This is a genomic window from Frateuria sp. GZRe14, assembly GCF_051900395.1.
GTDB classification, from domain to species: Bacteria; Pseudomonadota; Gammaproteobacteria; order Xanthomonadales; family Rhodanobacteraceae; genus Frateuria_A; species Frateuria_A edaphi.
Map to the genome: position 1 here is coordinate 2671733 of NZ_JBHZGJ010000001.1, position 25353 is coordinate 2697085.

Annotated in this window: 25 protein-coding genes; 7 read left to right on the forward strand and 18 right to left on the reverse strand. The window is 67.1% G+C overall.

What is annotated here, in order from left to right:
• Positions 1-78: 78 nt before the first annotated feature.
• Positions 79-657 (reverse strand): redoxin domain-containing protein, encoded by a 579-nt coding sequence (locus tag ACFWZ1_RS12175; protein ID WP_231320922.1) that lies wholly within the window; start codon positions 655-657, stop codon positions 79-81.
• Positions 658-848: 191 nt separating this feature from the next.
• Here ACFWZ1_RS12175 and ACFWZ1_RS12180 point away from each other — a divergent pair, with 191 nt between their 5' ends.
• Positions 849-1394: a peroxiredoxin gene (locus ACFWZ1_RS12180; RefSeq protein WP_439666589.1), complete on the forward strand. Its 546-nt coding sequence runs from the start codon at positions 849-851 to the stop codon at positions 1392-1394.
• A gap of 240 nt (positions 1395-1634) precedes the next feature.
• Here the strand turns inward: ACFWZ1_RS12180 and ACFWZ1_RS12185 are convergent, their stop codons facing one another.
• From ACFWZ1_RS12185 to ACFWZ1_RS12200, 4 genes are all read right to left on the reverse strand, one after another.
• Positions 1635-2801: a ScyD/ScyE family protein gene (locus ACFWZ1_RS12185; RefSeq protein ID WP_439666590.1), complete on the reverse strand. Its 1167-nt coding sequence runs from the start codon at positions 2799-2801 to the stop codon at positions 1635-1637.
• A gap of 410 nt (positions 2802-3211) precedes the next feature.
• Complete coding sequence (locus tag ACFWZ1_RS12190) at positions 3212-3610, reverse strand: DUF1801 domain-containing protein (protein WP_439666591.1); 399 nt, start codon at positions 3608-3610, stop codon at positions 3212-3214.
• An 84-nt stretch (positions 3611-3694) separates the two neighbouring features.
• A complete protein-coding gene (locus tag ACFWZ1_RS12195) occupies positions 3695-4141 on the reverse strand; it encodes a VOC family protein (protein WP_439666592.1) in 447 nt (148 codons plus the stop codon).
• Positions 4138-4599: a helix-turn-helix transcriptional regulator gene (locus ACFWZ1_RS12200; RefSeq protein ID WP_231320928.1), complete on the reverse strand. Its 462-nt coding sequence runs from the start codon at positions 4597-4599 to the stop codon at positions 4138-4140. The genes ACFWZ1_RS12195 and ACFWZ1_RS12200 overlap by 4 nt, the downstream gene beginning before the upstream one ends.
• A 214-nt stretch (positions 4600-4813) precedes the next feature.
• Here ACFWZ1_RS12200 and ACFWZ1_RS12205 point away from each other — a divergent pair, with 214 nt between their 5' ends.
• Complete coding sequence (locus ACFWZ1_RS12205) at positions 4814-5254, forward strand: BON domain-containing protein (protein ID WP_439666593.1); 441 nt, start codon at positions 4814-4816, stop codon at positions 5252-5254.
• Between the two features lie 12 nt (positions 5255-5266).
• Entirely contained in the window at positions 5267-5833 is a 567-nt protein-coding gene (locus ACFWZ1_RS12210; protein ID WP_231320930.1) for a general stress protein, read from the forward strand.
• A gap of 88 nt (positions 5834-5921) precedes the next feature.
• Here ACFWZ1_RS12210 and ACFWZ1_RS12215 read toward each other — a convergent pair whose 3' ends face one another.
• Positions 5922-6401 carry a hypothetical protein gene (locus ACFWZ1_RS12215; RefSeq protein WP_439666594.1) on the reverse strand — a complete coding sequence of 160 codons (480 nt, stop codon included), beginning with the start codon at positions 6399-6401 and terminating at the stop codon, positions 5922-5924.
• Positions 6402-6731: 330 nt separating this feature from the next.
• Here ACFWZ1_RS12215 and ACFWZ1_RS12220 point away from each other — a divergent pair, with 330 nt between their 5' ends.
• Complete coding sequence (locus ACFWZ1_RS12220; RefSeq protein WP_439666595.1) at positions 6732-8390, forward strand: S8 family peptidase; 1659 nt, start codon at positions 6732-6734, stop codon at positions 8388-8390.
• 76 nt (positions 8391-8466) lie between these two features.
• Here the strand turns inward: ACFWZ1_RS12220 and ACFWZ1_RS12225 are convergent, their stop codons facing one another.
• The 5 genes from ACFWZ1_RS12225 to ACFWZ1_RS12245 form a co-directional block, all read right to left on the reverse strand.
• Positions 8467-9369, reverse strand: a complete 903-nt coding sequence (locus tag ACFWZ1_RS12225; RefSeq protein WP_439666596.1) for an ATP-grasp fold amidoligase family protein — start codon at positions 9367-9369, stop codon at positions 8467-8469.
• Between the two features lie 206 nt (positions 9370-9575).
• The gene (locus ACFWZ1_RS12230) at positions 9576-10673 is read right to left on the reverse strand and encodes a CapA family protein (protein ID WP_439666597.1); all 1098 of its coding nucleotides are present in this window, start codon (positions 10671-10673) and stop codon (positions 9576-9578) included.
• Between the two features lie 214 nt (positions 10674-10887).
• Positions 10888-12858, reverse strand: coding sequence for a M61 family metallopeptidase (locus ACFWZ1_RS12235; RefSeq protein WP_439666598.1), 1971 nt, complete (start codon positions 12856-12858; stop codon positions 10888-10890).
• Between the two features lie 193 nt (positions 12859-13051).
• Positions 13052-14566, reverse strand: coding sequence for an XVIPCD domain-containing protein (locus tag ACFWZ1_RS12240; RefSeq protein ID WP_439666599.1), 1515 nt, complete (start codon positions 14564-14566; stop codon positions 13052-13054).
• A gap of 27 nt (positions 14567-14593) precedes the next feature.
• Positions 14594-15037 (reverse strand): lysozyme inhibitor LprI family protein, encoded by a 444-nt coding sequence (locus ACFWZ1_RS12245; protein ID WP_439666600.1) that lies wholly within the window; start codon positions 15035-15037, stop codon positions 14594-14596.
• 232 nt (positions 15038-15269) lie between these two features.
• Between ACFWZ1_RS12245 and ACFWZ1_RS12250 the strand changes: the two genes are divergently transcribed.
• Complete coding sequence (locus ACFWZ1_RS12250) at positions 15270-15989, forward strand: hypothetical protein (RefSeq protein ID WP_439666601.1); 720 nt, start codon at positions 15270-15272, stop codon at positions 15987-15989.
• Between the two features lie 303 nt (positions 15990-16292).
• Here ACFWZ1_RS12250 and ACFWZ1_RS12255 read toward each other — a convergent pair whose 3' ends face one another.
• The 7 genes from ACFWZ1_RS12255 to ACFWZ1_RS12285 all read right to left on the reverse strand — a co-directional run bounded on the left by ACFWZ1_RS12255 (position 16293) and on the right by ACFWZ1_RS12285 (position 23213).
• The gene (locus ACFWZ1_RS12255) at positions 16293-16646 is read right to left on the reverse strand and encodes a hypothetical protein (protein ID WP_439666602.1); all 354 of its coding nucleotides are present in this window, start codon (positions 16644-16646) and stop codon (positions 16293-16295) included.
• Between the two features lie 71 nt (positions 16647-16717).
• Entirely contained in the window at positions 16718-16957 is a 240-nt protein-coding gene (locus ACFWZ1_RS12260; RefSeq protein WP_231320944.1) for a hypothetical protein, read from the reverse strand.
• 124 nt (positions 16958-17081) lie between these two features.
• Positions 17082-17900 carry a class I SAM-dependent methyltransferase gene (locus tag ACFWZ1_RS12265; protein ID WP_439666603.1) on the reverse strand — a complete coding sequence of 273 codons (819 nt, stop codon included), beginning with the start codon at positions 17898-17900 and terminating at the stop codon, positions 17082-17084.
• A gap of 249 nt (positions 17901-18149) precedes the next feature.
• Positions 18150-18704, reverse strand: coding sequence for a YdeI/OmpD-associated family protein (locus ACFWZ1_RS12270; RefSeq protein WP_439666604.1), 555 nt, complete (start codon positions 18702-18704; stop codon positions 18150-18152).
• A gap of 84 nt (positions 18705-18788) precedes the next feature.
• Positions 18789-19346, reverse strand: coding sequence for a DUF3228 family protein (locus tag ACFWZ1_RS12275; RefSeq protein WP_439666605.1), 558 nt, complete (start codon positions 19344-19346; stop codon positions 18789-18791).
• Between the two features lie 84 nt (positions 19347-19430).
• On the reverse strand, positions 19431-22340 hold the full coding sequence (locus tag ACFWZ1_RS12280; RefSeq protein ID WP_439666606.1) for a PAS domain S-box protein: 2910 nt from the start codon (positions 22338-22340) through the stop codon (positions 19431-19433).
• A 201-nt stretch (positions 22341-22541) separates the two neighbouring features.
• A complete protein-coding gene (locus ACFWZ1_RS12285; protein ID WP_439666607.1) occupies positions 22542-23213 on the reverse strand; it encodes a glutathione S-transferase family protein in 672 nt (223 codons plus the stop codon).
• A gap of 224 nt (positions 23214-23437) precedes the next feature.
• Between ACFWZ1_RS12285 and ACFWZ1_RS12290 the strand changes: the two genes are divergently transcribed.
• Together ACFWZ1_RS12290 and pyrC are read left to right on the forward strand one after the other, a co-directional pair.
• Complete coding sequence (locus ACFWZ1_RS12290) at positions 23438-24193, forward strand: zinc-dependent peptidase (protein ID WP_231320950.1); 756 nt, start codon at positions 23438-23440, stop codon at positions 24191-24193.
• A gap of 67 nt (positions 24194-24260) precedes the next feature.
• Positions 24261-25301: a dihydroorotase gene (gene pyrC / locus ACFWZ1_RS12295; RefSeq protein ID WP_439666608.1), complete on the forward strand. Its 1041-nt coding sequence runs from the start codon at positions 24261-24263 to the stop codon at positions 25299-25301.
• Positions 25302-25353: the final 52 nt, after the last annotated feature.

The following is a 25353-nucleotide window of genomic DNA, read 5'->3' on the forward strand; positions in this document are numbered from 1 at the left end:
CAATCTTCGGCTTCATCCACCAAAACAGGAAAAAGGCGGGCACGAGCCCGCCTTTTTCCTTGCCCGGACCCCGGCGCCTCAGGAATGCGCAACCGCCTGCGCGGGCTTCACTCCGGCCCTGGCGAGCATGCCGCGCGCCAGGAACAGCTCCACCCGCTCCAGCGGTATGCGATCGCCTGCATCGCCGCCGTAGTACGCCTCGGCGATATTGCCTTCCTCGTCGATCAGGAAATCGGCCGGCATCAGGTTGGTGGTGTTCAAGCCGGCCAGGCCGACGATGCGCAGGCCTTTGATCAGCGTCGGCACGCGGGTGAGGATGCCCTTGAGCTTGCGCCACAGCGAGCGCTCGATCCCGTAGGTTTCGTGCGCGTGCGAGGTCGGGTCCGCCACCACGCTGAATGGCCGCGGTTTGCGCGCGACGAAGCGCTGCACTGCTTCGGGCGTGGAGGTGAACACGGCGACGATGTCCAGCCCCAGCGACGACAGCGCGGGATGGTGGTTGGTCAGCTCGTAGATGCGGAAGTTGCAGAACGGGCACGCCGCGTCACGGAAGAAGCACAGCAGCGTGCGCCGCCCCGAGCCGCCGATATCGACGCGACGGCCGTAGATGTCGACGAAGTGCAGCAGCGGCGCCCTGGAAGGTGCGTTCAGTCTCATCGGAATTCCCCCGTTCCCCTGTCGAAATCCTGCGCGTGCCACGGCTCGCGCGCAAGCCGATATCGTTGGTGCAACGAATGCGGAAAAAAGTTGGGCCCTCATCGACGACCCGGACGTGTTTCCCCGACCGACATCCGCCGTCGCGTTTGTAGCGTATAAACGGTGCTTCCACGCCCCCCAGGAGCACCGCCATGAAGTCCCCGCTCAAGCTCGCCGCGCTCGCCCTCGTCGGTACCGCCACATTGGCCTCACCGGCCTTCGCCGCCCTTAAGGAAGGCACGCAGGCGCCAGACTTCACCGCGTCGGCCTATCTCGCCGGCAAGGCCTTCACCTTCAACCTGGCCGATGCGCTGAAGAAAGGCCCGGTGGTGGTGTACTTCTTCCCCGCCGCGCACACCTCCGGCTGCAACCTCGAAGCCCACCTGTTCTCCCAGGCCATCGACCAGTTCAAGGCGTTGCACGCCACGGTCATCGGCGTGACCGCCGGCAATACCGACCAGCTGTCCGATTTCTCGAAGGAAACCGAACATTGCAGCGGCAAGTTCCCGGTCGCCGCGGACGCCGACGCGAAGATCGCCAAGGAATACGACGCCCTGCTGACGATGCGCCCCGGCTGGTCGGACCGCACCTCTTACGTGATCGCGCCTTCGGGAAAGATCGCCCACGTCTATTCGGACCTGAAGCCGAACAAGCACGTGCAGGAAACGCTCGATGCGGTGAAGGCGCTGGAGAAATAAGCCACCGGCGTCGCGTTGCAGCCCTTGCCCGGCCGGCGTCCGGTCGGGCATCGATCGTCCACAGGAGTGGGACCGTGCCGATCCCGGACGACTCGCGCTCGCTGACCGAACCGAAATACGTCGAGCATGCTCGATGCATGGCTCCGGCAAAGGCAGGCCAGGCCGGGTCTCCGCGACCATGAATCCTCGTGTCACCCGGCGCTGGCGCGGCCCCACCAGGACCGCGCCAGCACGGTCACGCTAGGGCGAATGGCGCCATCCATCGAAGTCGAAGCGCAGCACCTGCCCCATGCCCGGCGGCAGGCCGAAGCCCGCGTTCGACACGTACAGCGCGCCGTCAGGCCCGAACGTCATCGCCGATGGCAACACCAGCCCGGTAACCACTGCGTGGCGGTCGCCGGATGGCTCGATGCGCACCACCTTGCCGGTGCCCGGCGTGGGAGCCAGGTTGTCCTTGCCGGTGGTGTCTTCCAGCACGTACATGCATCCGCGCCGGTCGAAGGCGATCCCGAGCACCGTGGTCAACCGGTCCGCCACCGGCCACAGTTGCCCGTTGCGGGTCAGCTTGAGCACTTTCGACGAACCGGCCGTGATCGGGAATGTGCCGAGGTTGCCGATGAAGAATCGCCCACGATGCGCCAGCGCCGTCGGCACGATGTGGCCCTGGCTGGCCGACACATCGATCACGCGCCGGACTTTGCCATCGAGACTCACCTTCACCAGTTCGCCGTGATTGGGCTCGAGCGCGAACAGTTCGCCATGGAGCGCCACCATGCTGTACCAGGTGCCGTCGGGCTCGAAATCCTCTTCCTCCGGGTTCTGCACCGGGTGGTTTTTCTGGTAGCGGCTGAGGTTGGCGATCCAGTGGATCGAACCGTCCGGATCGACGCGCGCGATGCCGTTGTAGGTGCCTTTCAGGCCATGCGAGCAGCCGGCCCCGGCGGTGATGGCATACAGGGTGTGACCGATGAAGGCGACGTCCGCGACACCGCTGACCAGCGACCCGGTCTGGGCACTGGTCTGGCTTGACGGGAACTTGTTGGTGATCGTGACGCGATGGCCATGATGGTCGATCCTCGAAATGCGCCCGCCGGTGTAGCTGCCGCTGTACGGGCCGACTTCCGGCACCTGCGTGCAGTCCATCGCGGTGGTCTGGTGCCATCCGCCGCGGCCGCCCTCGGCCACGTAGAGATAGCCGTCCGGCCCGAACTTGAGGCCGCGCGGATTGTTCAGGCCCGTAGCGTAGACCGACACCTTCACCGGATAGCCGGTGTGCGTCTGCACCAGGCTGACGATGTCCGCTGCGCCGGGCGCCGCGACGGTATCCACGGCGAACGCCGGCGGAGCGACGGCAAACGAGAGGGCAAGCGCCAGCGCGCCGACCAGGAGTCGCTTACGAACAGTCATGAGGGGAACCCTCCAGGGAGAGTGCGGCAGGATCGGGCGGTGCCGCGTGCGCCTCGCAAGCCCGGGCCGTCGTCCGGCCCTGTTGCACGAAGCGGGCGGCGGGTGTTGTCGCCCGTCCCGTGCGCGGTGGTGCGGGCTCGGGGCACGGCACGCGTTGCGCTTGCCCTCCCCAGCCAGGGCCTTACCTCTGCTCCCGCACCAGGGCGGCGATCCTACTCGCCGGCGGTAACCCGGCCGTGACATCCGCGTGGCAATGGGTGAAGCCGTGCTCGACACGTCGATACCGCAACGCCACCGCGACCTGATGGTCCTGGAGGGCGACGCATCCGACAGGGCGGCCCGCACTCGTCGTCGTACGGCAGCGCTGCACGGCGTCCCGGCCATCCGGAACGCCATCGCACAGTCGAGCCTCAGTGCGTGTTGAGGGCCACGGCCGCGCGCACCAGCGCCGCCAGGGCGGCCTCGTCGACGGTTTCGCCCTCGTGGATGTCGATCGCACGCCGGGTGTTGCCCTCGAGGCTGGCGTTGAACAGCCCCGCCGGGTCTTCCAGCCTCGCGCCCTTGGCGAAGGTCACCTTCACGACGTTCTTGTAGGTCTCACCGGTACACACGATGCCGGCATGGGACCACACCGGCACGCCCCGCCATTTCCATTCCTCGACGATCGCGGGATCGGCCTGCCGGATGAGCGCGCGGACGCGGGCTAGGGTTTCGCCACGCCAGTCACCCAGTTCCTCGATCCGTGCGTCGATGAGCTCGGAAGACGAGAGTCCCGCCGCCGAAGTGGCCGGTTTGCGCATGGTCGCCATCGTTCGTCTTCTCTGGTGTGTTGTCGGGTCTTGCCGTGGCTTTGCCCACCGGCGGAGATACGGGAAAGGGGACCGGCGCTCTCCCTACGGCGCGCGCTCCTGGACGCGAAGCAGGTTCCCGGCCGGATCGCGCACCGCGCAATCGCGCACGCCGTAAGGCTGGTGGGTCGGCTCTTCTACGATCTCCGCGCCGCTGGCCTGGAGCCTCTCGAATGCGGCATCGAGGTCCGGCGTGGCCAACAGCATGATGGCGTAGGTGCCCTTGGCCATCATCCCGGCGATGGTCTGCTTCTCTTCGTCAGTGACGCCTGGGCTCGCCGCTGGCGGGAACAGCACGATGGACGTGCCCGGCTGGTCGGCCGGACCGACCGTGATCCAGCGCATGCCGTTGTAGCCGACGTCGTTGCGCACCTCGAAGCCCAGGGCGTCGCGGTAGAAGGCCAGCGACGCTTCCGGATCGGTGTGCGGGAGGAAACTGGCGTGGATGGTGATGTCCATGGCGGTGACGCTCGGTGTGGAAGGAGCGCTCATGCTAGGTCGGGCTCGCGATCGGGCGCTTCTCGATTCCTGATCGGTTTGGTCACCTGGCGTGCGACGCAGGAAGGCATGCCCGCGGTTGCACCGGCCTCATCCCGCCGGTAGACGCTCGGCGACACGCCCACCAGTTCGGTGAAGCGCGTGCTGAAAGTGCCCAGCGAGGCGCACCCGACGGTGAAGCAGACCTCGGTGACGCTGAGATCGCCCCGGCGCAGCAGCGCCATGGCGCGCTCGATGCGCCGGGTCATCAGGTAGCTGTACGGCGACTCGCCGAACGCGGCCTTGAACTGCCGGCTGAGGTGTCCGGCCGACATGTGAACCCCGCGTGCGAGTGCCTCGACGTTGAGCGGCTGCGCGTACTCGCGGTCGATGCGATCGCGCACGCGACGCAATCGCGCCAGATCGCGCAGGTGCTGCGGTGCGAGCGGGCTGAGGGTCACTGGATCGTCCATGCCGACCTTGGATCATGAACTCATAGCAGACGGCCGCGGCGAAGTGAACGCCCTGCGTTGCGCCGCGTCGCGAGCGCTCGAATCGTCGAGTCCGCTCACTCCGATGACACGACCATTTTACCCCCCGTTCCCTAGCGTGACCTTCCCGGCCCATTCCAATGCCGGACCCAGAGTGCGGGTAGCCCCCGCATGGCTCTCCAACGAGGAGGAACGCATGAAATTCGCATTGCCCAGACCCTTGGCCGTGGGCGTGTTCGCAGCGCTCGCGGCAAGCACCGGCGCCTTCGCGCAGCAGGCCGCGCCCATGTCTTCGCCCGCGACCAGCCAGTCGGCCGCCGGCGTGGCCGGCGCGGATGCCGACAACACGCGCCTCAACCGGCGTGACCGCAACGATGCCACCACCACGCCGACGGACCAGTCCAACAGTTCGCCCGCGGTGGATATGGTCGCGAACGTCCGCAAGGCCATCGTCGACGACGACGGCCTTTCGGTGAAAGCCCGCAACGTCAAGGTCGTGGTCAACAACGGCGTGGTGACCTTGCGCGGCCCAGTGGCCGACGCCCAGGAAAAGGCGCGCGTGGAACGCGATGCCGCCAGCGTGCGCGGCGTTACCCGCGTCGACAACCAGCTCGATATCGCCACCGATTCCGATTGAGGAGACACCACCATGTACGCATCCGTCTATTGCACCGTCCCCAATCAGGACAAGGCCGAAGCCATCGTCGATGACCTGAAGGACGCCGGCTTTTCCAGCAACGACATCTCCGTGCTGATGCAGGACCGCCGCGGCACGCGGGAATTCGCCACCGAGCACAACACCAAGGCGCCCGAAGGCGCGACCACCGGCGGCGTGGCCGGCATGGGCGTCGGTGCCGGACTGGGCTGGCTGGTGGGCATCGGCACCCTGGCCATTCCGGGCCTGGGCCCGTTCATCGCTGCCGGCCCGATCATGGCCGCCCTCGGCGGCGCGGCGGTCGGCGGCGCGACCGGCGGCATCGTCGGCGCGCTGATCGGCATGGGCATTCCCGAAGTTGAGGCCAAGCACTACGACGAGCGCGTCCGCGAAGGCAACGCCCTGATAACCGTGAGCACCGAGGATGTGGCCGAGCGCGATCGCGCCCGCGCGGTCTTCGAGCGCCACGGCGCGACGGACATCGCCACCGGCACGGGCGCCGGCCTCGGCGCCACCCGCGGCACCACCGGCAACAACCTCAACACCGGTCCGCGCTTCTGAAGCAACGGCTGCCTCGAAGGCCGTTGCCGGCCTTCGAGGCGGGCTTGGAGATACCCGGCATCCGGCGCAAACCCGTGCCGGGTACCGGCTAGCCGTTTTCTCCGCGCCGCACCTGGATAAGTTCGGGTCCGGACAGCAGGCGCATGGCCTGCAACGTGCCGACCAGTTCGCGGTAGCTTTGCGAAAGCTGGCGGTAGAGCGCCGCATAGGCCTGCCGGCTGGCCTCGGCAACGCCCAAATAGGCGCTGCGACCGATGTCCATGAAGTAATCCACGCTCACGCGCCGCCGCTCGGCCAGTTCGGGAAAAAGGCCGGCCACCACCAGACAGCGATCACCTACCTCGCGCAGGCCTTCGGCGCGGGCATGGCCGACCCTCTGCAGCGCTTCCATCCAGTCCATGCCATGCACGTGCGACAGCAGCCAGGGTTCACGCTGGTAGCGCAGCAGCAGAAACACCAGGTAGCTCTCGTGCGTCTCGTCCAGCGGCCGCCGGTTGCGCTCGCCCGCCTCCTGCACCAGCGCCTGCCAGACCTGGGCCGGAGTTCCGGTTCGGATTGCCTCGTACATGTCTTTGCCTCCACGCGTCGCATCGACGCCTCGAGCGTACTGCGCGCAACGGCAACGCGCCCGGCAGCCGGCCATTACGTCTGCTGACATCGACGAAAAAGCGGATCCCCGGCGGCACGGACGATTCGGTGAACTGTGTCCCGTTTTTAATGGCCGTGTTTCACAAACCACGGACGCCCACCTGCCTTAGCGTCGAAACCAACACCCGGAGGGGCCGGCACTGCAGGTCGGGGCCGGGTGCCATGGGGGATTGCTGTCCATCTCGGTCTACGCATCCGCCTCACCCTGGGCGGCCGCGCAAGCGCGGCTGCCACTGTCAGAGGAACACGCATGCATCATCGTTTCGGAATCAAGGCGCTGCTTGGCGCTTCCATTGCGGTTGCACTCTCGTTTTCGGCCAACGCCGCCAACACGGCGCCGACGACGACCCGTTACAACATCAGCTCGCTCAAGGACGGCGGGCAGTACGACCGGTTCATCGTGACCTATCGCAAGGGGGCCGCCGAGCGGTCCGACCACGCCGCGGCCGCGCAGAACGTCCAGGCGGCGATCAGCCGCGCCGGCCTGGCGCAGGCTGTCGCTGGCCGGGCCATGCCCCGTGCCGTCTACCAGCGCAAACTGGCCATCGGTTCGGACCTGGTGCATACCTCGCGCAAGCTGGACAAGGCCGAGGCGACCGCGCTGATCAAGCAGATCGCTTCCGACCCGGCCGTGCTCAGCGTCGCACCCGACGTGCTGCGCCACCCGGTACGCGACTTCTCCGCGCCCAAGGCGCTGCAACCGGCGACCTTCACGCCGAGCGACACCTACTACGGCAACTACCAGTGGGACCTGAAGGCGGCCGACGGCTCGGTCACCGCGTTCGGCGATGCCAACCACGGCGGCAGCAACGTCAACAACGCCTGGGACGTGGCCGACGGCACCGGCATCACGATCGCGGTGCTCGACACCGGCATCACCAGCCACGTCGACGTGGACACTTCGCTGGCCGACGCGGGCTACGACTTCATCACCGACTCGATGGTTTCGGGTCGCGCGACCGACGGTCGTGCGCCGGGCGGCTGGGACCTGGGCGACTGGACCACCACCGAGCCGTACCTCTCCGCGTGCACCAACTCGAGCAATCCGCCCGAGGACAGCTCCTGGCACGGAACCCACGTCGCAAGCACGGCCGGCGGCGAGCTGACCAACAACAGCCAGGGCATGGCGGGCATCGCGTACAACGCGAAGATCCTGCCGGTGCGCGTGCTGGGTCATTGCGGCGGCTACGACAGCGACATTAGCGACGCGATCGTCTGGGCGGCCGGCGGTCACGTGGACGGCGTGCCCGACAACACCCATCCGGCGCAGGTGATCAACATGAGCCTGGGTGGCTCGGGCACGTGCAGCGCCACCGATCCCGAGGGCCTGGCCGTGGCGCAGGCCAACAGCCTGGGCGCGGTGGTCGTGGTCGCGGCGGGCAACTCCAACGCCGACGCGTCCCGGTTCTCGCCGGCCAGCTGCCCGGGCGTCATCACCGTGGCCGCCACCGGCATCACCAGCCGTCGTGCGTTCTACTCGAACTATGGCTCGGCCGTGGAACTGGCCGCGCCGGGCGGCGGCATCTACGCAAACGACGGCAGCAGCGGCACGCAGTCCAACGACGGCTTCATCTGGCAGGCCCTCAACAGCGGCACCACCACGCCGGTGCCGAACGACAGCACGTACGGCGGCTATGCCGGCACCTCGCAGGCAACGCCGCATGTGGCCGGCGCGGTCGCGCTGATGCAGAGCGCACGCCTGGCATCGGGCCAGGCCCTGCTCTCGCCCAGCGCGGTGCTGGGCATCCTGCAGAGCACTGCCTACGCGCCGAGCATCAAGCCGTCGCGGCGGACCTCGATCGGCGCCGGCATCCTGGATGCCAATGCCGCCGTACGGGCCGCGGTAAGCAGCACGGGCAGCAGCGATGGCGGCAACACGGGGTCCGGTACGGGCCACGGTCACAAGTAACCGCTGACACCGTCACCGAAGCGGGGAGGTGGCGCATGCCGCCTCCCTTTTCGTTGGAACAGCGAAGGTACGACGCCTATCGGCCCCGCCCTGCCGTTTCGGGCCAGCGGAACCGATCCCCGAGCATCTCGTCCCAATGCGGCGGCGACAGCGCATACATGCCGGCGCCCGGCGTGACCGTGAGCTCGCCGACGTAGACCCGTCCCGCGTGGTAGTAGCAATCCACGCGCAGGAAGCCGAAGGGCTCGGCCAGCTTCTTGGAGATGTGCATCATCTCGTCGAGCCCGTGCACCTGCGGCAGCGGCTTGCCGCTGGGCTTCAGGCCCCGGAAGCTGAAGGGCGCGGGGCTTCCGTCCGCCAGGTAAAAGTCCTGCGTCATGTCCTTGAAGCGGTCGTGGACGTATTGCACGAAGACAAACGGGTCGCCCGTCCCGCCGGAGTTGAACACGTTGAACTTGTAGTCGTCCGGGGGTTCGCCCGTGGCTCCCAGGAGCGCCTCTTCGAAAATGATTTTCCGCGGGATCTGCTGGTAGTGCTTTTCCCGTTGCCTTATCGAGAAGTCCGATTTCAACCAGCCGTTGGCAATACGCGCCAGCGCGTCCAGGTCTTCGGACTTCTTGTCGAGGACGATGCGTGTCTGTCCCGCGCTGTGGTTCGCCTTCATGACGAAGGTGTCGGGCAATGCGTCGAAGGTTTCGCGAGTCACTTGGCCACAGGAAAAGAAGGCCGGTACCAGGTACTGCTCGCCCACCGCTTCGGCGATGTAGTCGCGCACCGCCACCTTGTCGGCCAGCATCCCGAAAATCGGCAACGGATGCCGCATCCGGTAGAAAATCTTTTCCGAATAGCGCTTCGGTTGCGCGAGATTGCCTACCCGCCCGTAGATCTGGAAGTACCGATAGGGGTAATAGACGGGGTCGGGCATTTTCTTGACGATGGCTCTTCTTATTTTTTTTATGCGAGCGACGACACTGACCATTCAGGATTTCCTGTATGTATCGGCGCGTGGTCCGGGGCCGGACCGCTGCCGGAAATACCACTGCATTGCCATCCAGAAAGTCGACGGCCCAATGGCCGTGAAGCCTGTTTCACCCTGCGTGAAGGGACTGGCAAGTCAGGTGTAAGCCAGGCATGTAACATTCATACTCTGTGCGCTGGCCCGCAAAAACCGCATGGCCATCCACTTCACCACACCAGAGCCCAGCTGCCGTCGGGCTTTTCCTCGACATCGCAACCCATGCGGCCGTATTCGCGGCGCAACGCGGCGAACAACCAGCGCCGGTCCTCCGGCATCGGCGATTGGATGCGGAAGCCGTGGACGCGCGTCGGCACCAGCGCCAGCTCGCACAGCCGCCCATGCGAGGTCTCCAGCTGCGGGAAATACATCAGGCCCAGGTCGCCTCGGTATGCCTCGTAGCCGCCGATGCCTTCGTAGTCGTTGAGAAAATCGCCACACCCGTAAAGAACCAGGTGTCCGTGGTGCACTTCGATCGCCTTGGGGTGGTGCGAGGAATGGCCATGGAGCAAATGCACGCCGGCTTCGTCGATGAGTGCGTGGGCGAACGCGCGTTCCTCCGGGGCCACCTCGTAACCCCAGTTGCCACCCCAGTGCAGCGAAAACGCGACCAGGTCGCCTGGCTGCCTGTAATGGGCCAGCTCGGCCGCGATTCGGGCGATCGTCTCCGCGGACAGGTCCGGCAGGCGCCAGACCCCTGCACGTCTCGCCTCGGCTGACCAATCCTCCGGCACGCCCGCATCACCCGTGGCTGCGGCGAAAACCAGCAGCCGCCTTCCGCCGGGCAGCGGCAGCACCGCGGGTGCCTGCGCCATTGCAAGTCGCTCGCCGGCACCGGCGACCGCGATCCTCGCCGCCCGCAGCACCGCCAGCGTCTGCGCCAGGCCCTCGTGACCCCAATCCAGCACGTGGTTGTTGGCCAGCCCGCAACAGTCCAATCGCGCGGCCGTCAGCACGCCGACGTTGGCCGGGTTCATGCGGTAATTGATGCCCTTGGGCCAGGGGCGACCGTGGCGCGTGATGCTGGTTTCCAGATTGGCGATACGCAGTGCGGGCCGGCGCGCCTTCCACTGTGCGAGCGCCTCGCCCCAGACGTAATCGGCGTCCACCTTCCGCGGGATAGGGCCGCTGGCCCGTTCGGCCAGCGCGACGTACTGGCGCGCGTCGTGCACGTAGTCCTCGTGCAGGGCCGGATCCGACGGATGGCCCAGGATCTGGTCGATGCCGCGGCCGGGCATGACGTCGCCACACAGGAACAGGGTCACCACCGCTCGACTTCCGTGATCCGGTGGACCCGTCGCCTTCTCCGCGGGCACGCGACGCACGACCATGCCCCCGACCGCACCCAACGCGATGCGGCCCCATCGCTTGAGGAATGCCCGCCGCCCTTTCATGGCGGCAGGGTAGATCGCGGTCGGTTATGCCGTGTTGAAGGCGGACCGGGCCGTCCCGCCTTCGTCCAGGCAACCGTTTGCGCGGCTGCTATTTCGTGCGCGGCGTGATGATCTCGCTCAGGTAATCCGGCGTGCCCTCGATGCGCACCAAGTGCGGATACTGCAAGCCGCCGTGGTAATCCACCGGCACGGTGCGGTAGCCGCCCTGGAACTTGAGCAGCAGCTTGATAGGCGCCTTGCCGCCCTTTGCGGCGGTAATCGCGTTCTTCAGCACGTCGTTCGAGAAGTCCTTGCCGTCCACGGCAACGATGGTGGCGCCGGTGCTGACGCCTGCCTTGAAGGCCGGGCCATCCCAGCGCACGTCGTTGATCTGCCCGTGATCGTCCAGCGTCAGGCCGATCGACCAGGCGAAGTTGTACAGGTGCCGCGGCGACTGCGGCCGGCTGTTGTACTGTTTTTCGTAGTCGCTCGGCTGGTCGGTGTAGACGAGCTTCCAGCCGGTGCCTTCCAGGCCATCGAGCAGCGGCGGGTCGAGCGTGTCCACGTGCGCGCGCAGGAAGCCCGCCCAGTCGTACGGCGCCACGCCATTCAATGCAGCAACCACGTCGTCGAAGGTGTAAGTCCTGGTCACGAAGCTGCCGTTGTCGACGCCGAAGAACGCGCGCGCGAAGTCGTCCAGCGACTTTTTGTCGTGGGTCAGCGCGCGCAGCCTGGCGTCCACTTCCAGCCACATCATCTGGCCGGCGCTGTAGTACTCCTCGCTCATCTGCCAGCTGCGATACGGCAGGCCGGTGCGATGCGCCGCCGTCGGGTCGTTGGTGGTGTCCTCCAGCGTGCGCCAGTGGAAGCCCACGCGGTTGCGGTCGTAGTTGGCGGCCGTCATGGCCAGCGCGTCGCGGAACTGTTCGGGCGTCCACAGACCGGCGCGCGCGGTAAGCACGTAACCCCAATACTGCGTCTGGCCCTCGTACACCCACAGCAGCGAGTCGCCCATCGGCACGTTGAAGTTGGGCGTCCACAGGTCGGCCGGCCGGCGGAATTTGCCGTTCCAGGAATGGGTGTACTCGTGCGCGAGCAGGTCGCGCCCTGGCGCGGCTTCCTTCCACGCGGTGAAGTAGTCGGCCTCCAGCCCGTTCTCGCTGGACTGGTGATGCTCCAGCCCGTTGCCACCCAGCTGGTCCGACAGCGAGAACAGGAAGTCGTAGTGGTCGTAGTGGTGCGAGCCGAACAGCGTCGTGGCCTCCGCCACCAGCGCACGATGTCCCTGCACCTGTTCGGGGCTCATCTCCAGATACTTGGGAGCATCCGCGACGACGTCCAGGTGCACCGGCGCGCCCCCCTTCGGCGTGAGATCGACGCGTTTGAAGTACTGGCCCGCGTAGATCGGCGAATCGACCAGCGTGTTGAACGGCACCGGCTTGAAGGTGGTGGTGTCGCCTCCGGACGAGACCTTCGCCTGGCCCGCTGGCTCCAGCGCGCTGCCGAATTGCCAGCCGTGCGGCAACGTCACGCTGGGCGCGAAGGTGATGCCACGCGAGAAGTGGCCGGCCGGATACAGCGCCACCTTGTTCCACTCCAGGTCCAGCATGCGGTCGGTCATTTCGTAGCCGCCATCGCGGCTGGACAGGTACTGGAAATCCGCTTCGATAGAGGACACGCCGGCAGGTACGTCCACGTGGAACGCGTACGCGTCGTATTCGTCCCGCGTCCACTTGAGCGGCTTGCCACCCGCGCTGAGTTTCAGGCCGGCAAGCATCGCGACCGGGCCGCTCGGGGAGTGGTCGCCGGGAATCCACTTCGGATACAGCAGCGTCAGCGCACCAGCCTGCACCGGCAGGGTCTCGTGGACGCGGAAGATGCCCTGCCGCGTGTCGCTTGCATCGACGTGGATCGCAACGGTGCCCGGATAGGGTGTGTCCTGCGGCGGCGGCACGTGGGCGCTCGGGGATTGCCCTGCATTGGCCACGCCGGCCGCAAGGGCGATCGATACGGCCAGCGCGAGGCGCCACGGACCGCGGTGGGCAGCGACCGATGAACCAGCGAGAGCGACACGGGACATGGAAGACCTCCGGCAGGCGTATGGACAGCCTCGGAACTTAGCAGCAAACGGAGCCGCAGGTTCTTGCCGGCCAATGGCGACGGCTGGCGCATCGACCGTTCGCTTTGCGGTGTATCGCCCAGCGGCTCTCATGGGATAGGAACGCCTTTATCCGGGGCCCCGTCATGCCCTTGCCGTCCAAGGCGGTAGCCCGCTAGCGATGGGCGTCCTGCAGCGCGGGCGGGGCGAGCGTCTGTTGAGGCAAAGCCGCCAGCGATTCTTCCGCTCGCGGCGCCGCCGCGAGGAAATCTGCGCTGCTTTGCGCCAGCGGCGTGGCGACCGCCTGCAGGATGTACACGCCCGCAAACCGCCTGAACGGCGAATCGAGCGCGCCCTGCACGGCAAAAGCGCGCGTGGCGTTCTCGCCCAGCACCACGTGGTCGATGCGGGTAAGCCCCTGCGCCTGTGCCGCCGTGGCCAATGCACCGGCCACGTTGTTCGACAGCTCGTCTGGCGTGCGCCCACACTTCGCGTCAATCAGATGAACCTTTTCCAGCGCCTGGCAAAACAGCGGGTGCCCGGGATGGCTGCGGTCGGCCAGACTCGCGGCTTGTAGCTGGATGGCGTCGTCCAGGATGCCAAGCGTCTTCGGGCCCACACGGCCGTCAGCCTTCAGGCCATGCGCTTGCTGGAACGCGACGACGGCTTGCCGGGTGCTCGGGCCGAAATCGCCATCCGGCTTCAACGCGTGGCCGTGGGCGTCGGTGATGCCCAACCTGGCGAGATCGGTCTGCAGAGAGACAACCTCTTCGCCATGGGAACCCTGGCGGAGGACCCGGACAGGACGACCTTGGCCGATGGCTTTCAACGCTAGCTGGATGTCGGGATCGGTTTCACCAGAGCTCGGATTGAAACTTGCGTCGCTCACCTTTGCTTGCGCACGATCAATCGCAGGCGCGTCTTCCTGATGCGCAACCTCGTATGCCCCAGCGAGACGCACAGCTTTGAGGCCCGCGTAGTATCCGTAGCGCTCCGCCAGCTTGCCAGCTTCCGCCAGAAGGTCGTCGTAATCGCCACCCTTCTTTAGGATCTTTTCGAACGATTTCATTTTTGCGGGCATCTGGTTTTCGGTCTTTGCCAGCAGAGCTATCGCTTCGAAACGATGAGTCTCAGGAACGTTTTGTCCGAATTTATCAAGCACGTCCATGGCCGCCTGCGTTGCTTGCTTTATCTGCGGATAGTCGATGTGCCTGTGAATCCATTGCTCACCTACATCGGACGATGCCCAAGCATTGATGGTGTCGAAGGTTTCTCGGTCGGGGAATTTCAATGTGTCCCGACCATCCAGACCGTTCCCATGCGTCAGCAGGGCTGTTCGGAGTCGCAACCGGTCCGCGGTGTATTTTAAGTCATGGCCGCTCCCAAACTTGGCTGATTCGTCGATGATGGCGTCTACAAAAGTGGTCTCGCCGGGCTTCGGTGCTGTTTCCTTGGTGGACCCTAGCGGCCACTTGCCCCGCTGACCCAGGTCCACCTGGATTGCCCCGATCGAGTAGCCGCTGTCGGCCTTGACTCGCTCGGCCTTTCCCCAACCAGCATCAGCCGTCCCGCCCGGAATCCCCGCTATGGATAGGCGATAGGAGGCGGGGCCACCTTCCGTTCCCCGCCCAACGACGAAATAAATGGCACCGGCCATGACATCGATGTCGTGCGTATCGAGCTTTCGCATGCTGCTCTTCCCTGAACTGGCGGTCGCTTATTCGTCGCTTACCATCGAGACGTATGTGTCCAATGTGTTGGCGCGTTCGCATTTGCGAAACATGTCCCTTTGGGCGACTTCCAGATTTGCGATGATCTCGCTCCCGTATAGCGTGGACTCCAATCCGGAACTTTTGTCGTGGAACGCCAGCCATGCGCGTTCGGAAGCCACCAGTTGCTCCTTCGCTTTGCCATCAAGCTTGCCCAGGAGTGTCTGATACGAGCGGTTCAAACGGGCGTCCTGGACGCCTGCTTCCGCAGATAGACAGGCAGCTACGGCGATGGTGTCGTAATCAGCCTTGTCGATACAGGCATAGAACGCCTCGCTAATTCCTTTTGGCGCGTCGCGCCGGACAGGATCGCTCGCGCGCTCCACTGCGCATACCGCTGATGCGCAGGCAAGAAGAGCCAAAGCGATGACGGTGGTCCTGATGCGTTCCATGGCAACTCCGGGCTTGAGTACGGAAGCGAAGCTTGCCGCGGCATGCAGCGCCTGTCTGTCGGCCGATGACTACGCCCGGTGACCGGAAGATCAACAGCTGTGAGGCGCCGCCTACTTCCGCTCTCTCCGGCATGGGATACCGGCGCATGCCCCGCGACGCGTGGCTTCCGGCACTGCGACGACCGCGCGCCACCCGTTACCTTGACGCACCCCGAAACTGCGGAAGCGTGCAATGCGTTGGTGGCTGATTCTTGGTGCCTGGCTGGCCCTGCCGATGGCAGCGATGGCGCAAACCGGGCCGGCGAATGTGGTCGTGCTGGACACGCTGCACCAGATGCATGCCGAGGTGCCGGCGTACGACAACGCGGCGCTCGGTCGCGCCATCGAACGGCTCAAGCCGGACGTGTTGTGCGTCGAGCTGCAGCCGGACGATCTCACTGCCCGGCCGCCGGAAAAGACCAAGCAGGAGTATCCGTCCGTCATCTATCCGCTCATCGATCGCCACCCTTTGCGCGTCTACGCGATGGAACCGGCCGAGCCGCTCTACGACACGCTGCTCGCGCCCTATCGCGCCAGCACCATGGCGTTCAACGAGCGCGAGCCGGCGCAGGCCAAGGCGTTCGGCCAATACGTCGATGGCTTGTACACGGTGCTCAAGGCGCGCTGGACCTCGCCCGCCGCCGTCAATGACCACGTCACCGACGACGCGCTGCGCGCCAAGCACGCGCTGCAGGAGGCGCTGATGGGACCGGCCGAGCACACCGGCTGGGAAGCCTGGAACGGGCATTTCCTGGAGGTCGTCCAGCGCGCGGCACGGGAAAACCCGGGACGGCGCATCGTCGTACTTGTCGGCGCCGAACACGGTTACTGGCTGCGCGGGCATCTGCGCGACACGCCCGGCGTGATGCTGCTCGACACACCCAAGGCGCTCGAAGATCCTGCTCCGAATTGATCGAGGTCAACATCCGCCGCTCCGCGCCGGCCCATAACCCGCTGGTGGAAGAGGGATGGTGCCGGCAGCGCGGCGCGGATGCGCGCGCGACGCTGCCGAACCATGCCGATGGCAAGCGAGACCCCGGCCCCATCCGCCAGCCGGAGCGCTGCCCCTCTTCCACCTCCTCGCTCCCTTGACGCGATGCGCCCGACCACCGGTCTCATCACGGCGGTCATTCGCGTACCGAAGCCACCACGCCCTGCACCAGCCGGTTCACCGCGATGGCCGTCGGCAGCTCGTCGTAGGCGCCGGCGGTGGTGACTATGGAAAGGTCCAGCTGCGGCACCACGAACACGACACCAGCCCGTACACCGAGCGGTCCCGGCCGCCCTGGTAGTACTCGACCACCAGCCGCCCGTGACGTTCGACGAGCATCGCGTGGACATTGAACGGTCCGTCCAGCAGCGCGCGTGCCGCCTTCTCGAGCGTGCGATCGTCGAGGCCTTGCGTCGCCGGCGCAGCTACCGGCCAGTCGCCACCCAGCGATGCCGGGACCGGCCCGACGCGAGGTCCGACCGGGCGCAGCCATGCCGGCCAGGCCAACGCGAACGCCGCCAGCACGAGCGCCACGCGCCACGTCCATCGGATGCGGCCACCGTCGTCATGCAGATCCATCTGCGCAGACCGCGGGTTGCGGTCTGCCCATTCTTCCAGACACCGGTGGCCGGCGCCTCGCTGCGTTATTGCTAGCCGCAGTGACCGCAACAGGTGCTTCCGCCGCTGATGTGCACCTCTTTCTCCAGCGGTCTGGCCACGCACCCGATGCCGAGCAGTGCGTCGAGGACCTGGGCGCTGCTCGCGCTGGCCAGTACTTCCAGTCGACCGCGTCCTGAGTCCAGCACGACCGTGGCGTGGGGATCCAGCGCCTGGACGGCGGTGGTGAGCAAGGCCGCATCGTGGTGGGCGGTGGACAATTCGAATTGCATCGTGGACTCCAAGGGGGGATCCCGGCAGCTGCCGGCCCGCGCATGGTCCGGTCGCGCGCGCTTTCCCGCCTTGATCCCGGTCAACCGTCCTTTTTCCAGCCGGCTCGAACGTGATGCCGATCCATCAACGCTCGATACGCACCACCAGCGCCTGGATCCGGCCGGTGACCGGGCCGGTGCCGAACCGCGCGCTCATGGCCGCGGTGGCCGCTTCGGTCGCCGCATCCAGTCGCGAGGCATCGCGGGCCACGATCTCGTTGCGCAGTGGCGTGCCCTGGCAGTACGCCACGGCAGCAATGGCCGGAGTCTCGGCCGTACTTTCGGCGGTGACGGTTTCGATCACGGGCTTCCCTGCAAACCCGGCCTCCGCCAGGTCGCGCGCGATGTCCGACCGGGAGCCATACCCGTGCGGCAGGCGCTCCAGAAAACGCGGCGGATCGTCGGGAAAGAGCCCGGCAACGGTGTCCTGGATGACCCGCGCGAAATCGTTGGTTTCGATGCGGTCCCACACGTTGAACAACAGCGTGCCGCCGGGGTGCAACACCCGCCGCGCCTCGGCAAAAGCGCGCGCCCGGTCCGGAAAGAACATCGCCCCGAACTGGCACACCACGGCATCGAAGGACGCATCGGCGAACGGCAACGCCATCGCATCGGCCTGGCGCCAGAGTACGGGCCTGGACGTCCCCAGCTTCTGCGCCACGGTCAGCATGGTCTCGTTGAGATCCGTGGCGACCAGTTGCACGCCCGGCGGCAGGCGCGAGGCCATTTCGCGCGTCACCACGCCGGTGCCCGCCGCCAGCTCCAGCACGCTGGCCACAGGCCGCGTCGCAAGCCGGGTCGCGAGATCCACGGCATACGGCGCAAAGATCAGCGGCACCAGGAGTTCCTGGTAAAGCGCGGCGATGTCCCGACCGAACCGCCTGTCGTTCCCGGGCATCTGCATGGCGTGCGCTCCTCCGGCCACCGGATGGGCGAAGCCTACGCCGTTGCGGAGCGGGTGCAGCAAGGCGAAGCCGCACGGCACCGTCGAGGTCGCGCTCGGATGGTGGAACGCAACCTCCCACCGTGCACTGCAACGATTCAACGGCAGCGGCAACGAGCGAAAGGATCGCGACAGCTCAAGCGTCCGATCGCGTACCGCCCGCCCGCTGATGGATCCCGGCCAAGACTTCAGGCACGCGACCGGAATAACCTACGGTTCGCCGGCAGGCTCCGGCGGCGCGAATGCCTTGCTGTAGTAACCGGAAGGGTCGAAGCAGCACACCCGTCGCTTGCCCGATGCAAGCATGTCGCAGGCGTCGGCGACGCGCTTGGCGCGGGTGGCCGATTGCCTGGCCGACGTCAGCCAGTGGATCCAGTCCACGCGGGCCAACGTGGTGGTGTCCTGCCAGGTCGCCAACGCCTCGGGCGCGTCGTCCAGCGCCTGGCGCAGGTCCGGCGGAAGTTCCGGCTCCGGCTCTTTGGCGACCGGCGCGATCTCCAACGCGACCATGTCGCCGGCGGTTGCGCCCGCGGCCTTGCACAGCGCCGCATCCACCTTGAACCAATGGCTCAGCCGGCCATCCGGCTCCAGCGTGGCCTCGAACGGCTGCCCGTTGATCGTGCCTTCCGCGGTCGTCCTTCCCCGTCGCGGGAATCGCGCGCTGGCTTCTTCGGGAAGGACCACGAAGGCCCAGGATGCGTTGCGCGGCTGCGCCGGGCGCAGCAGCCTTGCGTCGAATCGGGAAGCGCCTTTTTTCTTGGCCATATCGATGGGTCCGCAGGGAATCCGAAGCGTACCGTCCCGGGACGGGGACAGGTAGCGGCGGGGCAGCCTCCATACCGCCTTCGACTACCCCCGCCAGTTGGCGTGCGTGCGCCAGAACTCCACGCCGCGGCGATAGGCTTCCCGATCCAGCGGCACGCCGGAGCCGCCCTCCTCCACGCCCAATGCATTGCGCATCATCGTGATCGGGGCCATCGGCGTTTCCTCCGGCTCGGCGGTGTACATGCAGCCGACCACGCCCCAATCGGCCGCGATGGACGTGCCCTCCTTCGCCAGCTGTTCGCGGCTGTAGAGGATCGGGATCAGGTAACCGGCCACGGGCGGCTCCAGCCCCTCGAACCAGCGCACCAGCACGGGCAGTTCGTCGCGGGTGCGCGCTTCGTAGTCCGAGCGCAGCAGGTGCCGGTTCGCGTCGGTCACCGGCACCGCCAGGCAGCGCGTGGACGTCCAGTTGCGATGCACGTGCAGCTTGCAGAACGGCGCATAACCATCGAGCACCTTCAGCGGCGGGACCGTGTTGAGGTGGCGCTCGAACGCTTCGGGCGTGCAGTCCTGGATCGTGTTGCGGCGAGGCTCGCGCGGGAACAGCCGCGGGAGGGCGAAATCGGTGAGGACGATGGACATGCGGCGCTGGCCGTGGCTCGGGAGCCTGGGATTATCGCGTGATCGGCGGCGTCGGTCGGCGCCCCGGCGACGCCAGCCCTGCAGTCACTCGCCTCCATCCAGCATCGCCCTCACCTTCCGCGCCAGCTCGTCGATGGTGAAGGGCTTGCCGAGAAGTTCGACATCCGGATCGAGCACGCCCTGGTGGACGACCGCGTCGCGGGTATAGCCGGTAGTGAACAGGATCGGCAGCTCCGGCCGGCGATGGTGCACTTCGTCGGCGAGTTTGCGGCCGTTGATCTCGGGCATGACGATGTCGGTGAACAACAGAGCCACATCCGGGTGCCGGTCGAGCAACCGCAACGCGGCCGGCGCACCGTCGGCCTGCAGCACCCGGTAGCCGAGCTCTTCCAGTGCATCGACGCTGAACTGGCGCACCGACGGCTCGTCCTCGACCACCAGGATCAGTTCCTGCAACCCGCCGGGCGCGGTGGCCGGGTCGCTGTCGGCGACCCAGCCGGCGGCAGGTTCTTCGCGCAGCCGCGGCAGGTAGATCCTGACGGTGGTGCCCTGACCCGGCTCCGAGTAGAGCTTCACGTGGCCGCCGGATTGCCGCACGAACCCGTACACCTGGCTCAGCCCCAGGCCCGTGCCCTTGCCGACCTCCTTGGTCGTGAAGAATGGATCGAAGGCGCGCGCCAGCACGTCGGGCGGCATGCCGCTGCCGTTGTCGGTGACGGCGATCAGGACGTAATCGCCCGCACGGATGCCGTTGGCGGCGGCATAGTGTTTGTCCAGCTGCACGTTGCCCGTCTCGATGGTGAGGCAGCCGCCATCGGGCATGGCATCACGCGCATTGACCGCCAGGTTGAGCAGCACGTTCTCCAGCTGGTTGGCATCCACCCGGATGGGCCACAGCCCGTCGGCCAGCGTCGTGTGCAGGCGGATGCCCGCGCCGATCGAATGGCGCAGCAGCTCCGACATCTCGCCCACCAGCCGGTTGGGATCGATCGGCTGCGGATTCAGCGCCTGCTGGCGGGAGAACGCCAGCAGCCGCTTGGTCAGCAGGGCGGCGCGGCCGGCCGCGTCGGTCGCGCTCTCGATCTGCCGGACCGCGCGGGGGTTGTCGCCCACGCGCCGCTTGAGCAGGTCGAGCGAGCCCATCACCACCGCCAGCATGTTGTTGAAGTCGTGCGCGATGCCGCCGGTGAGCTGGCCGACCGCTTCCATTTTCTGGCTCTGGCGCAGGGCCTCCTCCGCCGCGGCAAGCGCCTGGGCCTGTTCCTTCTGCTGCGTGACGTCGCGCCCGCTGGCGTAGAGCACGCCCTGGTCGGCGGACTTGACCCAGGACAGCCAGCGATAGCTGCCGTCCTTGTGCAGGCAGCGGATCTCCTCCGGAGGGAAACGGTCGAGCGCGGCCATCGACATCGCTTCCAGATGGATGGCCACGTCATCGGGGTGCACGAAGGCCTCGGCGCTGCGCCCGATCAGCTCGTCAGGCCGATAGCCCAGGATGTCGGAGGCCTCGTTCGCCGCGAGGATGATGCCGGTGGCGTCCATGACCAGTTGCAGGTCGCGCGACATGGCCCAGGCGCGGTCACGCTCGCGGGTGCGTGCCTCGACGCGGGCTTCGAGGGTTTCGTTCAAGTCGCGCAGGCGCTCCTGCGCGATCCGGCGCTCCTCCACCTCGCGCTGGGCGGTGGCCAGCAGCCGTGCGTTGTCGATGGCGATCGCGGCGTGCGCGGCCACGCCGACCATCAGGCGCTCGTGCCGTGCCTTGAAGCGCGCCGGCTCCGGATGAACGAACACCAGGGCGCCCAGCGGCTCGCCGCATCGCGACGTTACCGGGACGGCGAGCACGCTGCGTATCGGCGCGGGCGTGGCCGACATGTCCTCGTGCGCGATGCGTGGATCGACGGTGACGTCGTCCGAGCGAAAGAGCCGGCGGTGCGCGATCACCGGACCGAACAACTCCGCCACACGCGTCTTGGCCGGACCGCCGAACGCGTCGCGATCGATGCCGGCCAGTGCACACAGCCTCATGCCACCAGCCGCTTCGTCCAATGTTTCGGAAAGAAACGCGCCCATGCTTGCCCGGGTCAGTTCGACGCCGGCCTCCGTGGCCAGCTGCACGACCTGGGGAAGGTCCAGTTCGGCGGCCATCTCGGCGGCGGTGCGATTGAGGATCTCGAGTGTGCGCGTGCGCCGGCGCAGCGCGCGGTCGGCCCGCTTGCGCTCGGTGACGTCGACCATCGCGCCGATCATGCGGATGGCGCGTCCCTGGGCGTCGCGCGCCACGGTGCCGCGGTCGCACACCTTTGCGTAGGTACCGTCGGCACGGCGGAAACGATACTCGTCGGTCCAATGCATACCGCCGCCCGCATGTACCGCCTCCCGCAGGCCTGCATCGATGCGCCCGCGATCGTCCGGGTGGATCTGCGAAATGAACCAGGCGTAGGAGGTCTCGGTGTAGCGATGGCCGTAGGCCTCGAACAGCCGCTCGTTCCAGGCCGTGCGATCGGTCCGGGGATTCCAGTCCCAGATCGCATCCTCCGTGGCCTCGGTGGCGAGCCGGTAGCGTTGCTCGGCATCGCTCAGCGCGCGCTCGGCCTGCACCCGCGCGGTGTCGTCGTGGAAGGTGAGCACCGCGCCGGTCATCACGCCCTCGGCGTCGAAAAGCGGTTGCGCGGCGCCGCCGGCGATGCGCTGGGTGCCGTCCTCGCGCTGGATGCTCCAGCGCGCGTGGGGAACCGTCTCCCCCCGCACCGCACGCGCCAGCGGCAGGTCGACGGCCGGATAGGGCTGGCCATCCTCGGTAAGGAGATGAAAGACGCGGCTGTAGTCGACCGGCAGCACGCCCAGTTGCGACACGCCGAGGAAGCGCCCGGCCGCTTCGTTGATGAAGGTGATCCGCCCCTCGCGGTCGGTGAGTATCACGCCTTCGCGCAACTGGCCGAGCACCGTGGCTTGTTCGCCGGGCAGCAGGCCGCGCATGGATGGCGTGAGGCTTCTCATGGGCAGGACACCCTTCCGCGCCGCGGGGCATGCGGGCGGGCATCCATCCCGCATGGCGCGGCACCAATTTCCTTACGCCGATGGGCGTGACGGGCGCAGAAAGGGAACGTCGCCGGTCGCGCCATGCGTGGCGGTGGCTGCCACGCCCGGGGCTACGGGCGGAACGGGCTCTTCTTCACGGTACAGGCCCCGGGCGACTGTTCACGTTTGCCGGGGCCCTCCATTCACCTTCTCAGCCCGGGCCGCCACCGCCGCTTGGGCCGCGTAGGCCCGCTGGTATGCCGGGCGCGCTTCGCCGCGGGCGACGTACGCGGCCAGACTGGGGAACTCGGCCAGCATGCCCGAGGGTTTGAGCCTGAGCAGCACTGACACCATCATCAGGTCGCCCGCGCTGAACGCGCCATCGAGCCAGTCGGCATCGCCCAGGCGGGCGGAAAGCTGGCGCAGCCGGGTGCGTATGCGCTCGGCGACCAGAGGCAGGCGTTCCTGGGTCCATGGCTTGTCGCCCTCCACGAACTTGGCGATGACCAGTTCGAGGATCGGTGCCTCGACCGTGTTGAGCGCGGCGAACATCCAGGTGATCGCGCGCGCCCGGGCATCCGCATCGTCCGGCAACAGGCCCGCATGGCACTCGGCGATATGGAAGACGATCGCGCCGCTCTCGAACAGGCGGAGGTCGCCCTCCTCGTAGGTGGGAATCTGGCCGAACGGGTGGATCGCCAGATGCGCGGGTTCCTTCATTGCCTGGAACGAAACAAGGCGGACGTCGTAAGGCTGGCCCACCTCTTCCAGCGCCCAGCGCACGCGCGTATCGCGCGCCAGCCCCTTGCCGCCATCGGGCGAGCGTTCGAAGGCGGTGATGGTGATGGTCATCGTGAGGCTCCTCGCTGGTGATGGTCTGTGTGCCGCGCCGCCAAGGTCAACGGCGACTCCCTGCCGTTGGCATCCTGGCAGTCCCTCGCCCTTGGTGGCTCATTCCCACGACGATCCAGTCCCCGACGAATCGACATGGCCCCGGGACTTCTTTCCGGGAAGCGCTTGAGAAAGCGCCCATCGCCCTGATTGCCTGGAGACGCAAAGACCCATTTCGAAGGGCCATGTTCGCCAAAATCAGAAACTGGCGCGAGCGACGCATCGTCGCCCGCCGCCCCATCGCCGAACCGCTTTGGCAGGACGCGCTGCGCCGATGCGCGCCGGCTCGCCGCCTGGGTGCTTCCGACCAGGCCACGCTGCGCGTGCTGGCCACCTTGTTCCTGGAACGCAAATCGCTCGAGCCAACCCAGGGGCTGGAGCTCGACGATGCCGACCGGGTGCTGCTCGCGGCCCACGCGTGCATACCGATCCTGAAACTGGGCCTGGACTGGTACGACGGCTGGCACAGCGTCATCGTCTATCCGGACGCATTCATTCCGCGGCGCACGCACACCGATGCGGCAGGCGTGGTCCACCAGACCCGCACCGTGATGGCAGGCGAGGCCTGGGGCCGCGGCCCCGTGATCCTCTCGTGGGCGGACGTGCTCGATGCCGGGGGCAAACCCGGGCACAACGTAGTCATCCACGAAATGGCCCACAAGCTGGACATGCTCAACGGGGACGCCAACGGCTTTCCGCCCCTGCACCGGCGCATGGACCGGCGGAGGTGGACACGCGTCTTCTCCGAAGCATGGGATCGCCTGCGCGATGACCATCGCAACGGCCTGCCCCTGCCGATCGACCCGTATGGACTGGAAAACCCGGCCGAGTTCTTCGCGGTGGCCAGCGAGCAGTTTTTCGAGGAGCCGGCCAACCTGCGCGTCCAATTGCCCGAGGTGTATCGACAGCTCGAGCAGTTCTACCGGCAGCATCCGTACTAGTCCGGTCGACGTCGTGGCGTTCGTCCGGTCGCGCTCCCCGTAACGTCAATCCCGCTAAACTTTGCCGATGAGCACGACCGACCTCACGCTGACCCGCCCCGACGACTGGCACCTGCACCTGCGCGACGGCGCCATGCTGGCCGCGGTGCTGCCGCATACCGCGCGCCGCTTCGCTCGGGCCATCGTCATGCCCAACCTCAAGCCGCCGGTCTCCACGGTGGCGCTGGCGCGCGCCTACCGCGAGCGCATCCTGGCCGCGCTGCCGGCCGGTGCGGATTTCGAGCCGTTGATGACGCTGTACCTGACCGAGGCCACCACACCCCACGACATCGCCGAGGCCAGCGCCAGCGGCTTCGTCCACGCGGTCAAGTATTACCCCGCCGGCGCGACCACCAACGCGGCCAGCGGCGTTACCGACCTGCGCCGCTGCTACGCCGTGTTCGAGGCGATGCAGAAGCACAACCTGCCCTTGCTGATGCACGGCGAGGTCACCGACCCGGACGTCGACGTGTTCGACCGCGAGCCGGTGTTCGTGGAGCGCCATCTGATCACGTTGCTGCGCGATTTCCCCGCGCTGCGGATGGTGCTCGAGCACATCACCACCGGCGAGGCGGCCCGCTTCGTGCGCGACGCTCCGGCCCATGTCGGCGCGACCATCACGCCTCAGCACCTGCTGATGAACCGCAACGCGATCTTTGCCGGCGGCCTGCGCCCGCACAGCTACTGCCTGCCGGTGCTCAAGCGCGAAAGCCATCGCCGCACGCTGGTCGAAGTGGCCACCAGCGGCGATCCGAGCTTCTTCCTGGGTACCGACAGCGCGCCGCACCCGCGCCACGCCAAGGAAAGCAGTTGTGGCTGCGCGGGCATCTATTCCGCGCACGCCGCCATCGAGCTGTATGCCGAGGCCTTCGAAGCCGCCGGCGCGCTGGACAAGCTCGAAGCCTTCGCCAGCTTCCACGGCGCCGACTTCTACGGCCTGCCGCGCAATACCTCCACGATCACTCTTCGCAAAGAGCCGTGGGTCGTACCGGAGGAGCTGGATTTCGGCGGAACACCCGGCGTACCCATGCGCGCGGGCGAAACCATCGGCTGGCGGATGGAAGGGTAGAGAGCGGGATCACCGCCGAACTCTCGCGGTGCGGGGCGCACGCCTTGCGCTA

Coding starts and splice junctions, on each gene's coding strand:
- ACFWZ1_RS12175 (WP_231320922.1), bottom strand. CDS start 657: ATGAGACTGAACGCACCTTCCAGGGCGCCGCTGCTGCACTTCGTCGAC.
- ACFWZ1_RS12180 (WP_439666589.1), top strand. CDS start 849: ATGAAGTCCCCGCTCAAGCTCGCCGCGCTCGCCCTCGTCGGTACCGCC.
- ACFWZ1_RS12185 (WP_439666590.1), bottom strand. CDS start 2,801: ATGACTGTTCGTAAGCGACTCCTGGTCGGCGCGCTGGCGCTTGCCCTC.
- ACFWZ1_RS12190 (WP_439666591.1), bottom strand. CDS start 3,610: ATGGCGACCATGCGCAAACCGGCCACTTCGGCGGCGGGACTCTCGTCT.
- ACFWZ1_RS12195 (WP_439666592.1), bottom strand. CDS start 4,141: ATGAGCGCTCCTTCCACACCGAGCGTCACCGCCATGGACATCACCATC.
- ACFWZ1_RS12200 (WP_231320928.1), bottom strand. CDS start 4,599: ATGGACGATCCAGTGACCCTCAGCCCGCTCGCACCGCAGCACCTGCGC.
- ACFWZ1_RS12205 (WP_439666593.1), top strand. CDS start 4,814: ATGAAATTCGCATTGCCCAGACCCTTGGCCGTGGGCGTGTTCGCAGCG.
- ACFWZ1_RS12210 (WP_231320930.1), top strand. CDS start 5,267: ATGTACGCATCCGTCTATTGCACCGTCCCCAATCAGGACAAGGCCGAA.
- ACFWZ1_RS12215 (WP_439666594.1), bottom strand. CDS start 6,401: ATGTACGAGGCAATCCGAACCGGAACTCCGGCCCAGGTCTGGCAGGCG.
- ACFWZ1_RS12220 (WP_439666595.1), top strand. CDS start 6,732: ATGCATCATCGTTTCGGAATCAAGGCGCTGCTTGGCGCTTCCATTGCG.
- ACFWZ1_RS12225 (WP_439666596.1), bottom strand. CDS start 9,369: ATGGTCAGTGTCGTCGCTCGCATAAAAAAAATAAGAAGAGCCATCGTC.
- ACFWZ1_RS12235 (WP_439666598.1), bottom strand. CDS start 12,858: ATGTCCCGTGTCGCTCTCGCTGGTTCATCGGTCGCTGCCCACCGCGGT.
- ACFWZ1_RS12240 (WP_439666599.1), bottom strand. CDS start 14,566: ATGCGAAAGCTCGATACGCACGACATCGATGTCATGGCCGGTGCCATT.
- ACFWZ1_RS12245 (WP_439666600.1), bottom strand. CDS start 15,037: ATGGAACGCATCAGGACCACCGTCATCGCTTTGGCTCTTCTTGCCTGC.
- ACFWZ1_RS12250 (WP_439666601.1), top strand. CDS start 15,270: ATGCGTTGGTGGCTGATTCTTGGTGCCTGGCTGGCCCTGCCGATGGCA.
- ACFWZ1_RS12255 (WP_439666602.1), bottom strand. CDS start 16,646: ATGGATCTGCATGACGACGGTGGCCGCATCCGATGGACGTGGCGCGTG.
- ACFWZ1_RS12260 (WP_231320944.1), bottom strand. CDS start 16,957: ATGCAATTCGAATTGTCCACCGCCCACCACGATGCGGCCTTGCTCACC.
- ACFWZ1_RS12265 (WP_439666603.1), bottom strand. CDS start 17,900: ATGCAGATGCCCGGGAACGACAGGCGGTTCGGTCGGGACATCGCCGCG.
- ACFWZ1_RS12270 (WP_439666604.1), bottom strand. CDS start 18,704: ATGGCCAAGAAAAAAGGCGCTTCCCGATTCGACGCAAGGCTGCTGCGC.
- ACFWZ1_RS12275 (WP_439666605.1), bottom strand. CDS start 19,346: ATGTCCATCGTCCTCACCGATTTCGCCCTCCCGCGGCTGTTCCCGCGC.
- ACFWZ1_RS12280 (WP_439666606.1), bottom strand. CDS start 22,340: ATGAGAAGCCTCACGCCATCCATGCGCGGCCTGCTGCCCGGCGAACAA.
- ACFWZ1_RS12285 (WP_439666607.1), bottom strand. CDS start 23,213: ATGACCATCACCATCACCGCCTTCGAACGCTCGCCCGATGGCGGCAAG.
- ACFWZ1_RS12290 (WP_231320950.1), top strand. CDS start 23,438: ATGTTCGCCAAAATCAGAAACTGGCGCGAGCGACGCATCGTCGCCCGC.
- pyrC (WP_439666608.1), top strand. CDS start 24,261: ATGAGCACGACCGACCTCACGCTGACCCGCCCCGACGACTGGCACCTG.